This window comes from Cobetia sp. MB87, from assembly GCF_011319755.1.
GTDB lineage: Bacteria > Pseudomonadota > Gammaproteobacteria > Pseudomonadales > Halomonadaceae > Cobetia.
Genome location: NZ_VFBC01000011.1, coordinates 23,329 through 36,206, shown reverse-complemented (window position 1 = coordinate 36,206; position 12,878 = coordinate 23,329). Strand labels below are relative to the sequence as shown.

The window sequence follows — 12,878 nt, the reverse complement described above, 5'->3', positions numbered from 1 at the left end:
ACCGGGCTTCCTTAAGCGGAAGCCTTGTCGTCCTTCAGGCTTGCGGGCGGCCAGTTTTCCAACCGCATGCCGAGGGACAGACCACGCGCGGACAGCACGTCCTTGATTTCATTCAAGGACTTCTTGCCGAGATTCGGGGTCTTCAGCAGCTCAACTTCGGTGCGCTGAATGAGATCACCGATGTAATAGATATTCTCGGCCTTGAGACAGTTCGCACTGCGAACAGTCAGCTCAAGATCGTCTACGGGACGGAGAAGGATCGGATCGATTTGATCTTCCTCTTCTTCGACTTCCTGTTCCTTGTCTGCTTCCAGATCAACGAAGGCGGCCAGCTGCTCCTGCAGGATAGTTGCGGAGCGGCGGATCGCTTCTTCCGGATCCAGTGTGCCGTCGGTTTCCAGGTCGATCACCAGCTTGTCGAGGTTGGTGCGCTGTTCAACACGCGCAGCCTCGACGGCATAGGAGACCCGACGAACCGGGGTAAAGGTCGCATCCAGCTGGAGGCGGCCAATGGCACGTGATTCGTCATCAGCAGAGATACGAGCATCTGCCGCTTCGTAGCCGCGGCCACGAGCGATCTTGAGCTGCATCTTCAGCTCGCCACCATCATTGAGGTGAGCGATGACGTGATCCGGATTCACGATTTCGAGATCGTGGTCGCCAGCGATATCGCCAGCAGTCACGATACCCGGGCCCTTCTTGTTCAGCGCCAGCACAGCTTCGTCGCGACCATGCATCTTGATGGCCACGTCCTTGAGGTTCAGCAGGATTTCGATTACATCCTCCTGCACCCCTTCAATGGCGCTGTACTCGTGCAGAACGCCTTCGATCTCAGCTTCCACGACGGCACAGCCGGGCATGGAAGAAAGCAGGATGCGACGCAGAGCATTCCCCAGGGTGTGGCCGAAACCACGCTCGAAGGGTTCGAGGACGATTCGCGCGTGATGGGCGCTGACTTCCTCGACCTTGATATCGCGAGGACGGAGAAACTCTGTCACTGAGCGCTGCATAAGAACACCTTTAAGGCTGCCAAACGGATAATCTGGGTACTCCAGCCGGGCCGACGAATCGGCCCGGCGTTACATTACTTGGAGTACAGCTCGACGATCAGGTTTTCGTTGATATCGGCAGACAGGTCGCCACGCTCGGGGACAGCCTTGAAAGTGCCTTCCATCTTCTTGGAGTCGACGTCGACCCAGGAGACATCACCGCGGTTGGCAGCGAGTGCCAGAGACTGCTGGATGCGAGCCTGGTTCTTGGCCTTCTCACGAACGGTGACCACATCGCCAGCCTTCACTTTGAAGGAAGCAACGTTGACGGTACGGCCGTTCACGGCGATCGCCTTGTGGCTGACCAGCTGACGTGCCTCGGAACGCGTGGAGCCGAAGCCCATGCGGTAGACGACGTTGTCGAGACGAGTCTCGAGGAGCTGGAGCAGAACCTCACCGGTCGCACCCTTGAGGCGAGCGGCTTCTTTGTAGTAGTTGCGGAATTGCTTTTCCAGCACGCCGTACATGCGACGTACCTTCTGCTTTTCACGCAGCTGCAGGCCGTAGTCTGAAAGACGCTGACGGCGCTGGCCATGAACACCCGGGGGTTGTTCGGATTTGCACTTCTTCTCGAACGGAGTCACGCCACTCTTCAGGAAGAGGTCGGTGCCTTCACGACGAGACAGTTTGCACTTCGGTCCAATATAACGAGCCATGAGTCTGTCTCCTTAAACGCGGCGTTTCTTCGGCGGACGGCACCCATTATGCGGGATGGGGGTCACGTCGGTGATGCTTTGCACGCGGAAGCCTGCGGCATTGAGAGCACGCACGGCGGACTCACGACCCGGACCCGGGCCCTTGACCAGCACGTCGACGTTCTTCACACCATATTCGGCTGCAGCGGTCGCTGCACGTTCACTTGCGACTTGCGCAGCGAACGGGGTGCTCTTGCGAGAACCACGAAAACCCGAACCACCGGCAGTTGCCCAGGAAAGAGCATTGCCCTGGCGGTCTGTGATCGTCACGATAGTGTTGTTAAAAGAGGCGTGGATATGCGCGATGGCATCCACTACCTGCTTTTTAACCTTCTTGCGCTTACTCGGGTTAGCCATTAGATGTTTCCTGTCTAAACGCCAGTTCGTTTACTTGCGAATCGGTTTACGCGGACCTTTGCGTGTACGTGCGTTGGTCTTGGTGCGCTGACCGCGCAACGGAAGACCACGACGATGGCGCAGGCCACGATAGCAACCGAGGTCCATGAGACGCTTGATGTTCAGCGTGATCTCACGACGCAGGTCGCCTTCGACGGTGTACTTACCCACCTCGGCACGAACCAGGTCCAGTTGTTCAACAGACAGATCAGCGATCTTGACGCTCGGTTCTAAACCGAGAGCGGCGCAGATCTGCTGTGCACGCGTACGGCCAATCCCGAAGATATAAGTCAGCGAGATCGCCGCGTGCTTGTTGTCCGGGATATTGACGCCAGCAATACGGGCCATCAGTTTTCTCCGAAAGGTTAGCGGCGGATTTTACATCCACAAAGGGCGCAATAGCATACCCCTTGATCCCATTGGGAACAAGGGGGTATGCCAGCACCCGAGCTTGTATTCAGCTAAGCGGGTCGAGGGAATTAACCCTGACGCTGCTTGTGGCGGGGCTCAGTGCAGATGACCCGCACTGCGCCACGACGCCGAATGATCTTGCAGTTACGGCAAATTTTCTTGACGGAAGCTCGAACTTTCATCGTTCTCTCCAGTTTGCTAACAGGGGCTGCGCAATCAGCGCATCATGCCACCGCTGCCATAGCCTTTGAGGTTGGCCTTCTTCATCACCGACGCATACTGATTCGACATCAGATGCGACTGCACCTGGGCCATGAAGTCCATGACCACCACGACCACGATGAGCAGAGAGGTGCCGCCGAAATAGAACGGAACCTGCCATGCAACAACGAGGAATTGAGGCATCAGGGAGACTAGGGTGATGTAGAGGGCGCCGAACAGCGTCAGGCGAGTCATCACCTTATCGATGTAACGGGCGGTCTGTTCGCCTGGGCGAATACCCGGCAGAAACGCTCCTGACTTCTTGAGGTTGTCAGCAACATCCTTCGGATTGAAGACCAGCGCCGTGTAGAAGAAGCAGAAGAATACTACAGCGGCAGCGAAAAGCAAGATATACAGTGGCTGACCCGGCCCGAGAGCCTGAGATGCCGTCTGCAACCATTGCATGCTTTCACTCTGGCCAAACCATTGACCCATCGACGCAGGGAACAGCAGGATGCTTGACGCGAAGATCGGCGGGATGACCCCGGCCATGTTGACCTTCATCGGCAAGTAGCTGCTCTGACCTGCATACATCTTGTTGCCAACCTGACGGCGCGGATAGTTCACCGTGATGCGGCGTTGGCCGCGCTCGATGAACACCACGAAGGCAACGGTAATGACTGCGAGCAGCGTCAGCGCCAGCAGCGGAAGCACATTCCAGGCACCATCATTGCGCGCCAGTTCGAAAGACTGGCCGATGGCACTCGGCAGCCCGGCGACAATACCAGCAAAGATGATCAGTGAGATCCCGTTGCCGATACCCTTCTCGGTGATCTGCTCTCCCAGCCACATCAGGAACACTGCACCAGCCACGAACGTACTCACGGCGGTGAAGTAGAAGCTGAAGTCAGCGGAATAGGCGACACCGTTTCCGACCAGTCCGACTGCCATGCCGATCGATTGGACCAGGGCCAGTACTACCGTGCCGTAGCGCGTGTACTGGCTGATCTTGCGACGGCCGGCCTCGCCTTCCTTTTTCAACTGCTCAAGCTGAGGCGAGACCACCGTCAGGAGCTGCATGATGATCGACGCGGATATGTAGGGCATGATGCCCAGCGCGAAGATACTCATTCGCTCCAGTGCACCACCGGAGAACATGTTGAACATGCTCAGGATGGTGCCCTGGTTTTCCCTGAACAAGGCAGCAAGCTGGTCAGGATTGATACCGGGAACGGGGATGTGTGCACCGATTCGGTACACCACGATGGCGATGAACACGAAGCGCAAACGCGCCCAGAGTTCGCTCAACCCACTTCCCTGCATCGCCGGTACGTTTCCTGACTTAGCCATTTAGTCCTCTACCTTGCCACCGGCAGCTTCGATCGCAGCACGGGCACCCTTGGTGACCTTAATGCCGCGAACCGTGACTGCCTTGTCCAGTTCGCCGGAGAGCATGACCTTCGCGAACTTCGTGGAATCACGAAGCACGTTGGCCTTCTTCAGCGTTTCGAGGTCGACGATCTCGCCGTCTACCAGTGCCAGTTCGCTCAGGCGCACTTCTTCGGAAATCAGAGACTTCGCGGAAGTGAAACCAAACTTCGGCAGGCGACGCTGCATAGGCATCTGACCGCCTTCGAAGCCCGGCTTGACGCTGCCACCGGAACGGGACTTCTGGCCCTTGTGGCCACGACCGCCGGTCTTACCAAGACCGGAGCCGATACCACGACCGACACGCTTTGCAGCGTGCTTGGAGCCCGGGGCCGGACTCAGGGTATTCAATTTCATGGATTACTCTCCCTCAACACGGACAAGGTAGTGAACCTTGTTGATCATGCCGCGTACCGCGGGGGTGTCTTCCAGCTCGACAGTGTGACCGATGCGGCGCAGGCCAAGACCTTTCATAGTGGCCTTGTGCTTTTCGAGGACGCCGATGGTGCTGCGGATCTGGGTTACCGTGATCTTAGCTGCCATGGTGCCTTACCCCGCAATCTTGTCGACAGACAGGCCACGCTTGGCGGCGATGTCTTCCGGAGATTTCATGGCAGCGAGACCGTTGATGGTCGCGCGCACCACGTTGACCGGATTGGTGGAACCGTAGCACTTGGCCAGGACGTCATGGACGCCTGCCAGTTCGAGCACGGAACGCATCGCACCGCCGGCAATGATGCCGGTACCTTCGGACGCTGGCTGCATGTAGATCTTGGATGCGCCGTGACGAGCCTTCACCGGGTACTGCAGGGTGTGGCCCTTCAGGTCAACCTTGATCATGTTGCGACGAGCTTGGTCCATTGCCTTCTGGATCGCGACCGGCACTTCACGCGCCTTGCCACGGCCGAAGCCAACACGACCATTGCCGTCACCAACGACAGTCAGAGCGGTGAAACCGAAGATACGGCCGCCCTTGACTACCTTGGCGACGCGGTTGATCTGCACGAGCTTCTCTTGCAGGTCACCGCCCTTCTGTTCGATATTCGCCATCGTAAAACCCTTTAGAATTCCAGGCCGCCTTCACGTGCGGCATCGGCCAGGGCCTTCACGCGACCGTGGTACTTGTACCCGGAGCGATCGAAAGCCACTTGCTTGATACCCGCTTCCTTCGCGCGCTCGGCAATCAGAGCACCCACCTTGGCGGCGGAGTCCGAGTTACCGGTAGAACCTTCGCGCAGGCTCTTGTCGAGCGTGGATGCGGTGGCCAGGACCTGGCCGCCATCCGGCGAGATGATCTGCGCGTAGATGTGACGCGGGGTGCGGTTCACGCACAGGCGAAACACGCCCAGCTCGCGGATTTTCGCACGAGCGCGGCGGGCACGACGGAGACGAGATTCTTTCTTCGCGTTCATAACCCTGCCTTACTTCTTCTTGGCTTCTTTACGACGGACGACTTCGTCGCTGTACCGAATACCTTTGCCCTTGTAGGGCTCCGGCGGACGGAATGCGCGAATCTCTGCGGCGACCTGACCCAAAGCCTGCTTGTCAGCAGACGTGAGGACGATCTGAGTGTTCTTCGGCGTTTCAGCCGTAACACTTGCCGGCAGTTCATAGTCGACCGGGTGTGAGAAGCCCAGTGTCAGGTTGATTGTCTGGCCTTTGGCCTGGGCACGATAACCCACACCATTGATTTCCAGAGACTTGGTGAAGCCTTCGGAAACACCAGACACCATGTTGTTGACCAGAGCACGAGTGGTACCAACCATTGCCCAGTTCTTGGCGGTCTCGGACGGAGCGAAGGTCATCTGACCTTCTTCCATAGAGATGACCACGTCCTGGTGGACGGTCAGTTCCAGCTGGCCTTTGCTGCCCTTCACGGTCAGCTTGTCGCCGTCGAGCTTTGCCTCGACGCCGTTCGGCAATTTAACCGGATACTTGGCTACGCGGGACATTCCAAACTCCTAGAATACGGTGCAGAGGACTTCGCCGCCGACACCAGCTTGACGGGCCGCACGATCGGTCATCACGCCCCGGGAGGTGGAAACGATCGCAATACCCAGGCCATCTGCGACTTTCGGAAGCTCACCCTTGCCTTTGTACTGGCGCAGGGACGGCTTGGAAATACGCTTGATGCTCTCGATAACCGACTTGCCTTCGAAGTACTTGAGGGTCACGGTCAGTTCCGGCTTGGCGCCTTCTGCGACGGCAAACTCGGAAATATAACCCTCTTCCTTCAATACGCGGGCCACTTCAACCTTGAGCTTGGAAGACGGCATGGTAACCGTCTCCTTGGTGGCCATCTGCGCATTGCGGATACGAGTGAACATATCCGCCAGAGTGTCTTGCATGCTCATTTACGTTGCGCTCCTGAATTCTTGCAGTGGTGTTACCAGCTGGACTTGGTCAGACCAGGCACGTCACCACGCATAGCGGCTTCACGCAGCTTGTTGCGGCTCAGGCCGAACTTGTTGTAGTAGCCGTGCGGACGGCCAGTGATACGGCAGCGGTTACGCTGACGGACCGGGCTGGCATCACGCGGCAGCTGCTGCAGCTTCAGCTGTGCGTCGAAGCGCTCTTCTTCAGAAGCGTTGACGTCGTTGATGATGGTCTTCAGTGCGTCGCGTTTGGCGGCGTACTTAGCGACCAGCTTGGTGCGCTTGAGCTCGCGCTCAACCATGCTTTTCTTTGCCATGATCCACCCTTATTTCTTGAACGGGAAGTTCAGCGCGCCCAGCAACGCACGACCTTCATCATCGGTGTTGGCGCTAGTGGTGATGGTGATGTCCAGGCCACGAATCCGGTCGATCTTATCATACTCGATCTCCGGGAAGATGATCTGCTCACGCACACCCATGGAGTAGTTTCCACGGCCATCGAAGGACTTCGGGTTCAGACCACGGAAGTCACGAACGCGCGGGATAGCCACGTTCACGAGACGGTCCAGGAAGTCCCACATACGATCGCTGCGCAGGGTCACCTTAACACCGATCGGCCATCCTTCGCGGACCTTGAAGCCAGCGATGGACTTGCGTGCCTTGGTGACGATGGGCTTCTGACCAGAAAGCATCTGGAGATCGGCAAACGCGTTGTCGATCAGCTTCTTGTCAGCGGTGGCTTCACCGATACCCATGTTCAGGGTCACCTTGGTGATGCGGGGAACCTGCATCACATTGGCGTAGCCGAACTGCTCTTTAAGCTGGGCGGCCACTTCGTTCTGATAACGTTCTTTCAAGTTCGCCATGTTGTACCCGACTCGCGTTAGGCGTCGATCAGCTTCTGAGTCGACTTAAAGATGCGTACCTTAGTACCGTCTTCCTGTACCTGGATTCCGACACGATCCGCCTTGCCGGTCTCCTGGTTGAAGATGGCCACGTTGGACGCGTGAATCGGAGCCTCGCGCTCGACGATACCCCCCTGGGTGCCCAGCATCGGGTTGGGCTTGGTGTGACGCTTGATCATATTCACACCGGACACGAGCAGACGCTCACCTTTCAGCACCTTGCTGATGGTACCGCGCTTGCCCTTGTCCTTCCCGGCGATGACGATGACTTCATCGTCACGTTTGATCTTTTGCATATCCGCTTCCGCTCCTTACAGCACTTCGGGCGCCAGGGAAATGATCTTCATGAACTTCTCACTGCGAAGTTCACGGGTAACCGGGCCGAAGATACGGGTACCGATCGGCTGTTCGTTGGTGTTGTTCAACAGAACGGCCGCATTACCGTCGAAGCGGATCACGGAACCGTCATTACGACGGACACCGGCTTTGGTACGAACGACCACTGCCTTCATGACCTGGCCTTTCTTGACCTTGCCACGCGGGATAGCTTCTTTGACGGTGACCTTGATGATGTCTCCAACACGAGCGTAACGGCGGTGTGAACCACCCAGCACCTTGATGCATTGCACCCGGCGCGCGCCACTGTTGTCGGCGACATCCAGCATTGTCTGAGTCTGAATCATCGGTTTTCTCCAAACCTAATCTGACTGCCTGGTGGGAACTGGCCTAGGGATTAACCCTTGGCCTGTTCAACCACCTCGACCAGGGTCCAGGCTTTCTTCTTGGACAGCGGACGAGTCTCGGCGATAGAGACGGTGTCACCGATCCGAGCCTGATTCGCCTCATCATGGGCGTGCAGCTTGGTGGAGCGTCTCAGGTACTTGCCATAGATCGGGTGACGCTCACGGCGCTCGACCATGACAACGATGGATTTTTCCATCTTGTCACTCACCACCTTGCCGGTGAGTGTGCGTGCTTTAGTTTCTTCGGCCATTTTACTCACCTGACTTCTGGTTGAGCACAGTCTTAACCTGAGCAATTTGGCGACGAGTCTGCTTGAGCAGGTGAACCTGGCTCAGCTGGCCTGTTGCCTTCTGCATGCGCAGATTGAATTGCTCACGCAGCAGTTCGAACAACTGCTCCTGGAGCGCCTCGACTGACTTTTCACGGAGTTCTTGGGCTTTCATCACATCACCGTCCGCTTAACAAAGGTGGTGGAGATCGGCATCTTCATAGCGGCCAGGCTAAATGCTTCACGGGCCAGCTCTTCGGATACACCTTCGATCTCGTAGAGGACCTTGCCGGGCTGGATCTGAGCGACCCAGTACTCGACAGAACCCTTACCTTTACCCATACGAACTTCCAACGGCTTGTTGGAGATCGGCTTGTCTGGGAAGACACGGATCCAGATCTTACCGCCACGCTTGACGTGACGGGTGATGGCACGACGGCCAGCTTCGATCTGACGAGCGGTGATACGACCACGGCCGGTGGCTTTCAGGCCAAACTCACCAAAGCTTACCTTGCTTCCGCGATGCGCCAGGCCACGGTTGCGACCTTTCTGCATCTTGCGGAATTTCATACGCTTGGGCTGTAACATCGATTACCCCCTTACTTGCCTTTCTTCTTGGGTGCGGACGCGGGCTGCTTCGCCTTGGCTCGCACCTCTTCGATGCCACCGAGGATCTCGCCTTTGAAGATCCAGACCTTGACACCAATGATGCCGTAGGTGGTGTGAGCTTCGAAGGTGGAGTAATCAATGTCAGCACGCAGGGTGTGAAGCGGAACGCGGCCTTCGCGGTACCATTCGGTACGGGCGATTTCGGCACCGCCGAGACGACCAGAGAGCTGAATCTTGATGCCCTTGGCGCCCAGACGCATTGCGTTCTGCACAGCACGCTTCATCGCACGACGGAACATGACACGACGCTCGAGCTGACCTGCCACATTGGCAGCAACCAGCTTGGCATCGAGTTCCGGCTTGCGAATCTCCTCGATGTTGATGTGGACGGGAACGCCCATCATCTCGGAAACTTCACGACGAAGGCGGTCGACATCTTCACCTTTCTTACCGATCACGATACCCGGACGGGCAGTGTGAATGGTAATACGGGCGTTGTTTGCCGGACGCTCGATGCTGATGCGGCTCACGGAAGCGCTTTTCAGACGCTCTTCCAGGAATCCACGCACCTGCAGATCGTTGTTCAGTTTGTCGGCATAGGTAGCGCCTTCGGCGTACCAGACAGAGGTATGATCCTTGACAATACCCAGTCGGAAACCTGTCGGATTAACTTTCTGACCCATTGGTCGTCTCCTACTTCTCGGCTACCTTGACGGTGATATGACAAGTGCGCTTCAAGATACGATCCGCACGGCCTTTGGCACGTGGCTGGATGCGCTTGAGCGTCATGCCCTCGTCGACACAGATAGTCGAGACGCGAAGCTCGTCAATGTCCATGCCGTTGTTTTCTTCCGCATTCGCGATCGCGGACTGCAGAACCTTGCGAACAATCTTCGCGGCCTTCTTCGGTGAGAAAGCGAGCAGATTCAGCGCCTCGGCGACCGGCTTACCGCGCACCTGGTCAGCCACCAAACGGGCCTTCTGGGCGGATAAACGAGCGCCGCGCAGCTTAGCAGCTACTTCCATCTCTTAAATCCTCTCTGGCTTACCGTTTGGCTTTTTTATCTGCAGCGTGCCCGCGGTATGTGCGGGTGGCAGCAAACTCGCCGAGCTTGTGACCGACCATTTCCTCAGAAACGAGAACCGGGACATGCTGGCGACCGTTATGGACGGCAATGGTGAGCCCGACCATGTTCGGCAGGATCATGGAACGACGCGACCAGGTCTTGATCGGTTTGCGGTCGTTCTTTTCCACTGCTGTCTCAACCTTCTTCAGCAGATGAAGGTCAATAAAAGGACCTTTCTTCAGTGAACGTGGCACAGCCGTTACCCCTCAATATCTGTTACTTGGCCTTGCGGCGACGGACGATAAGCTTATCGGTGCGCTTGTTCTTGCGAGTCTTGTGACCCTTGGTCGGGACGCCCCACGGGCTGACCGGGTGACGGCCACCAGAGGTACGACCTTCACCACCACCATGCGGGTGATCGACCGGGTTCATCGCGACACCGCGAACAGTCGGGCGCACGCCTCTCCAACGCTTAGCACCGGCCTTGCCCAGTTGACGGAGGCTGTGCTCGGAGTTGCCCACTTCGCCGAGAGTTGCACGGCATTCGGACAGCACCTTACGCATCTCGCCAGAGCGCAGACGCAGCGTGGTGTAGTTACCGTCACGTGCCACGACCTGGGCACTGGTACCTGCACTACGAGCGATCTGGGCGCCCTTGCCTGGCTTCAGCTCTACACAGTGAACGGTGGAACCCACCGGGACATTGCGCAGCGGCAGAGCGTTGCCTTTCTTGATCGGTGCGTTAACACCAGACTCGAGACGATCGCCAGCAGAGACACCTTTCGGTGCAATGATGTAGCGACGTTCGCCGTCAAGGTACTTCACCAGCGCGATGTTCGCGCTACGGTTCGGATCGTACTCCAGACGCTCAACGATGGCCGGAATGCCATCCTTGTTGCGCTTGAAATCGACCAGACGGTAATGGTGACGATGACCACCGCCGATGTGGCGAGTAGTGATGCGACCATTATTGTTACGACCACCGGACTTTGACTGCTTTTCAAGCAGCGGAGCGTACGCGCGACCTTTGAAAAGCTCGTCATTGACGACCTTTACCAGGTGGCGGCGACCGGCGGAGGTAGGTTTTGTCTTAACAATTGCCATGTTCCGTACTCCTGCCTTACTCGGCGCCAGAGAAGTCTTCGATGGTCTCGCCGGCGGCCAGAGTTACATAGGCCTTGCGATAACCAGCGCGACGACCAACACCGCGAGCGGTGCGCTTGGTCTTGCCTTTCATGTTCAGAACCTGAACACGATCGACTTTCTTACCAAACAGCGCTTCGACGGCTTTCTTGATTTCGGGCTTTGTCGCGTCGCTGGCAACCTTGAACACGTACTGGTTGTTCTCGGCAGCGACCGCGGCCTTCTCGGTCATGTGAGGACCAAGCAGGACCTTGAATACGCGTTCCTGATTCATCCCAGGTTCTCCTCGAACTTGCGCAGGGCAGCGACAGTCATCAGCACCTTGTCGTAACCGACGAGGCTGACCGGGTCAGCGCCAGCGACATTGACGACGTCAACATACGGGATGTTGCGCGCGGCCAGGTACAGGTTGACGTCCTGCTCTTCAGTGACGATCAGCGCTTTCTCAAGGCCCAGTTCCTGGAGCTTGGCGATCAGCAGCTTGGTCTTCGGAGCTTCGACGCTGATAGCGTCGACCGCGACCAGGCGATCCTGACGGACCAGCTCGGACAGGATGGAACGCATGGCAGCGCGATACATCTTGCGGTTGACCTTGTGCGAGTGGTCCTGAGGACGCGCTGCAAAGGTCACACCGCCAGAACGCCACAGCGGGGAACGGATGGTACCGGCACGTGCACGACCAGTACCTTTCTGACGCCACGGCTTCTTGCCACCGCCGGACACGTCAGAACGGGTCTTCTGAGCCACGGTACCTTGACGTGCACCAGCCAGATAGGCGGTGACGACCTGGTGAACCAGAGCCTCGTTGAAGTCCTTACCAAAGGTGGCATCGGAGACGTCTACTGCGCCGCCTGCACCTGCAAGATTAAGATTCATCGGTTAATTCCCCTCAGCGAGCTTTCACAGCGGAACGCACGATCACTTCGCCGCCCGGAGCACCTGGAACGGCACCCTTGACCAGCAGAAGATTGCGTTCAGCGTCGACGCGGACCACTTCCAGGCTCTGGACGGTGGAACGGACGTTGCCCATCTGGCCAGCCATCTTCTTACCTTTGAAGACGCGGCCCGGGGTCTGACAGTTACCGATGGAACCCGGCGCGCGGTGCGACAGTGAGTTACCGTGGGTAGCGTCTTGGGTGCGGAAGTTCCAGCGCTTAACTGCGCCCTGGAAACCTTTACCCTTGGAGGTGCCGGTCACGTCAATCTTTTGACCAGCTTCAAAGAGGGATACGGTGAGTTCGCCGCCCACTGCAGGAGCTTCATCGCCTTCGTTCAGGCGGAATTCCATCAGGGTACGGCCAGCCTCAACACCCGCCTTGGCATACTGACCAGCAGTTGCCTTGGTGAGGTGCTTGGCTTTACGAGAGCCAGTTGTCACCTGAATAGCATTGTAGCCGTCAGTCTCGAGAGACTTGATGGTCACGATGCGGTTCGGCTCAACTTCAATCACGGTAACCGGCACAGAGGCGCCAGCTTCGGTGAAGACACGGGTCATCCCGGCCTTCTTACCGACTAAACCGATAGACATGTTCAGTCTCCTTTAGTGTACGGGGCTGTCACCCGCTATGGCTGCCCTTTCCAGAGCAT

26 protein-coding genes are annotated in these 12,878 nt (G+C 57.5%); all 26 read right to left on the bottom strand.

The genetic code is table 11. From position 1 onward, the window contains the following. Nucleotides 1-11 precede the first annotated feature (11 nt). On the bottom strand, nucleotides 12-1,010 hold the full coding sequence (rpoA, locus tag CDPAHKCJ_RS12420) for a DNA-directed RNA polymerase subunit alpha (protein WP_043334822.1): 999 nt from the start codon (nucleotides 1,008-1,010) through the stop codon (nucleotides 12-14). Between the two features lie 74 nt (nucleotides 1,011-1,084). Then, on the bottom strand, nucleotides 1,085-1,705 hold the full coding sequence (gene rpsD, locus CDPAHKCJ_RS12415; RefSeq protein WP_043334824.1) for a 30S ribosomal protein S4: 621 nt from the start codon (nucleotides 1,703-1,705) through the stop codon (nucleotides 1,085-1,087). 12 nt (nucleotides 1,706-1,717) lie between these two features. Beyond that, nucleotides 1,718-2,101 (bottom strand): 30S ribosomal protein S11, encoded by a 384-nt coding sequence (gene rpsK / locus CDPAHKCJ_RS12410; RefSeq protein WP_043334827.1) that lies wholly within the window; start codon nucleotides 2,099-2,101, stop codon nucleotides 1,718-1,720. Nucleotides 2,102-2,131: 30 nt separating this feature from the next. Next, on the bottom strand, nucleotides 2,132-2,488 hold the full coding sequence (gene rpsM, locus CDPAHKCJ_RS12405) for a 30S ribosomal protein S13 (RefSeq protein ID WP_024950672.1): 357 nt from the start codon (nucleotides 2,486-2,488) through the stop codon (nucleotides 2,132-2,134). Nucleotides 2,489-2,619: 131 nt separating this feature from the next. Continuing rightward, nucleotides 2,620-2,733: a 50S ribosomal protein L36 gene (rpmJ, locus tag CDPAHKCJ_RS12400; RefSeq protein WP_077373351.1), complete on the bottom strand. Its 114-nt coding sequence runs from the start codon at nucleotides 2,731-2,733 to the stop codon at nucleotides 2,620-2,622. Between the two features lie 34 nt (nucleotides 2,734-2,767). Then, nucleotides 2,768-4,102 (bottom strand): preprotein translocase subunit SecY, encoded by a 1,335-nt coding sequence (gene secY, locus CDPAHKCJ_RS12395; protein ID WP_043334831.1) that lies wholly within the window; start codon nucleotides 4,100-4,102, stop codon nucleotides 2,768-2,770. Next, a complete protein-coding gene (gene rplO, locus CDPAHKCJ_RS12390) occupies nucleotides 4,103-4,537 on the bottom strand; it encodes a 50S ribosomal protein L15 (protein WP_043334834.1) in 435 nt (144 codons plus the stop codon). A 3-nt stretch (nucleotides 4,538-4,540) separates the two neighbouring features. After that, nucleotides 4,541-4,723 carry a 50S ribosomal protein L30 gene (gene rpmD, locus CDPAHKCJ_RS12385; protein ID WP_024950669.1) on the bottom strand — a complete coding sequence of 61 codons (183 nt, stop codon included), beginning with the start codon at nucleotides 4,721-4,723 and terminating at the stop codon, nucleotides 4,541-4,543. 6 nt (nucleotides 4,724-4,729) lie between these two features. Then, nucleotides 4,730-5,230 (bottom strand): 30S ribosomal protein S5, encoded by a 501-nt coding sequence (gene rpsE / locus CDPAHKCJ_RS12380; RefSeq protein ID WP_054556902.1) that lies wholly within the window; start codon nucleotides 5,228-5,230, stop codon nucleotides 4,730-4,732. A gap of 11 nt (nucleotides 5,231-5,241) precedes the next feature. Continuing rightward, nucleotides 5,242-5,592, bottom strand: coding sequence for a 50S ribosomal protein L18 (gene rplR / locus CDPAHKCJ_RS12375; protein WP_024950667.1), 351 nt, complete (start codon nucleotides 5,590-5,592; stop codon nucleotides 5,242-5,244). A gap of 9 nt (nucleotides 5,593-5,601) precedes the next feature. After that, on the bottom strand, nucleotides 5,602-6,132 hold the full coding sequence (gene rplF, locus CDPAHKCJ_RS12370; RefSeq protein WP_166020051.1) for a 50S ribosomal protein L6: 531 nt from the start codon (nucleotides 6,130-6,132) through the stop codon (nucleotides 5,602-5,604). 9 nt (nucleotides 6,133-6,141) lie between these two features. Continuing rightward, nucleotides 6,142-6,534, bottom strand: a complete 393-nt coding sequence (gene rpsH / locus CDPAHKCJ_RS12365) for a 30S ribosomal protein S8 (RefSeq protein ID WP_043334840.1) — start codon at nucleotides 6,532-6,534, stop codon at nucleotides 6,142-6,144. Nucleotides 6,535-6,566: 32 nt separating this feature from the next. After that, nucleotides 6,567-6,872, bottom strand: a complete 306-nt coding sequence (gene rpsN, locus CDPAHKCJ_RS12360; protein WP_043334842.1) for a 30S ribosomal protein S14 — start codon at nucleotides 6,870-6,872, stop codon at nucleotides 6,567-6,569. A gap of 9 nt (nucleotides 6,873-6,881) precedes the next feature. Continuing rightward, the gene (gene rplE, locus CDPAHKCJ_RS12355; RefSeq protein WP_043334844.1) at nucleotides 6,882-7,421 is read right to left on the bottom strand and encodes a 50S ribosomal protein L5; all 540 of its coding nucleotides are present in this window, start codon (nucleotides 7,419-7,421) and stop codon (nucleotides 6,882-6,884) included. Between the two features lie 17 nt (nucleotides 7,422-7,438). Then, complete coding sequence (gene rplX, locus CDPAHKCJ_RS12350; RefSeq protein ID WP_043334846.1) at nucleotides 7,439-7,756, bottom strand: 50S ribosomal protein L24; 318 nt, start codon at nucleotides 7,754-7,756, stop codon at nucleotides 7,439-7,441. 15 nt (nucleotides 7,757-7,771) lie between these two features. Beyond that, the gene (gene rplN / locus CDPAHKCJ_RS12345) at nucleotides 7,772-8,143 is read right to left on the bottom strand and encodes a 50S ribosomal protein L14 (protein ID WP_043334850.1); all 372 of its coding nucleotides are present in this window, start codon (nucleotides 8,141-8,143) and stop codon (nucleotides 7,772-7,774) included. Nucleotides 8,144-8,193: 50 nt separating this feature from the next. Further along, a complete protein-coding gene (gene rpsQ, locus CDPAHKCJ_RS12340; protein ID WP_043334852.1) occupies nucleotides 8,194-8,454 on the bottom strand; it encodes a 30S ribosomal protein S17 in 261 nt (86 codons plus the stop codon). Between the two features lies 1 nt (nucleotide 8,455). Further along, nucleotides 8,456-8,647, bottom strand: coding sequence for a 50S ribosomal protein L29 (gene rpmC / locus CDPAHKCJ_RS12335; RefSeq protein ID WP_024950659.1), 192 nt, complete (start codon nucleotides 8,645-8,647; stop codon nucleotides 8,456-8,458). Then, nucleotides 8,647-9,060, bottom strand: a complete 414-nt coding sequence (gene rplP / locus CDPAHKCJ_RS12330; protein ID WP_043334854.1) for a 50S ribosomal protein L16 — start codon at nucleotides 9,058-9,060, stop codon at nucleotides 8,647-8,649. Before rplP ends, rpmC begins: the two co-directional genes overlap by 1 nt. 11 nt (nucleotides 9,061-9,071) lie before the next feature. Next, nucleotides 9,072-9,764: a 30S ribosomal protein S3 gene (gene rpsC / locus CDPAHKCJ_RS12325; RefSeq protein WP_043334856.1), complete on the bottom strand. Its 693-nt coding sequence runs from the start codon at nucleotides 9,762-9,764 to the stop codon at nucleotides 9,072-9,074. Nucleotides 9,765-9,774: 10 nt separating this feature from the next. Further along, nucleotides 9,775-10,107, bottom strand: coding sequence for a 50S ribosomal protein L22 (gene rplV, locus CDPAHKCJ_RS12320; RefSeq protein ID WP_043334859.1), 333 nt, complete (start codon nucleotides 10,105-10,107; stop codon nucleotides 9,775-9,777). A 19-nt stretch (nucleotides 10,108-10,126) separates the two neighbouring features. Next, nucleotides 10,127-10,402 (bottom strand): 30S ribosomal protein S19, encoded by a 276-nt coding sequence (gene rpsS / locus CDPAHKCJ_RS12315; protein ID WP_024950655.1) that lies wholly within the window; start codon nucleotides 10,400-10,402, stop codon nucleotides 10,127-10,129. Nucleotides 10,403-10,424: 22 nt separating this feature from the next. Beyond that, nucleotides 10,425-11,252 (bottom strand): 50S ribosomal protein L2, encoded by an 828-nt coding sequence (gene rplB, locus CDPAHKCJ_RS12310; RefSeq protein WP_043334862.1) that lies wholly within the window; start codon nucleotides 11,250-11,252, stop codon nucleotides 10,425-10,427. A 16-nt stretch (nucleotides 11,253-11,268) separates the two neighbouring features. After that, on the bottom strand, nucleotides 11,269-11,565 hold the full coding sequence (rplW, locus tag CDPAHKCJ_RS12305; protein WP_043334865.1) for a 50S ribosomal protein L23: 297 nt from the start codon (nucleotides 11,563-11,565) through the stop codon (nucleotides 11,269-11,271). Then, nucleotides 11,562-12,167: a 50S ribosomal protein L4 gene (rplD, locus tag CDPAHKCJ_RS12300; RefSeq protein WP_054556901.1), complete on the bottom strand. Its 606-nt coding sequence runs from the start codon at nucleotides 12,165-12,167 to the stop codon at nucleotides 11,562-11,564. Before rplD ends, rplW begins: the two co-directional genes overlap by 4 nt. Before the next feature lie 13 nt (nucleotides 12,168-12,180). Next, entirely contained in the window at nucleotides 12,181-12,819 is a 639-nt protein-coding gene (rplC, locus tag CDPAHKCJ_RS12295) for a 50S ribosomal protein L3 (protein ID WP_024950651.1), read from the bottom strand. Between the last annotated feature and the right edge of the window lie 59 nt (nucleotides 12,820-12,878).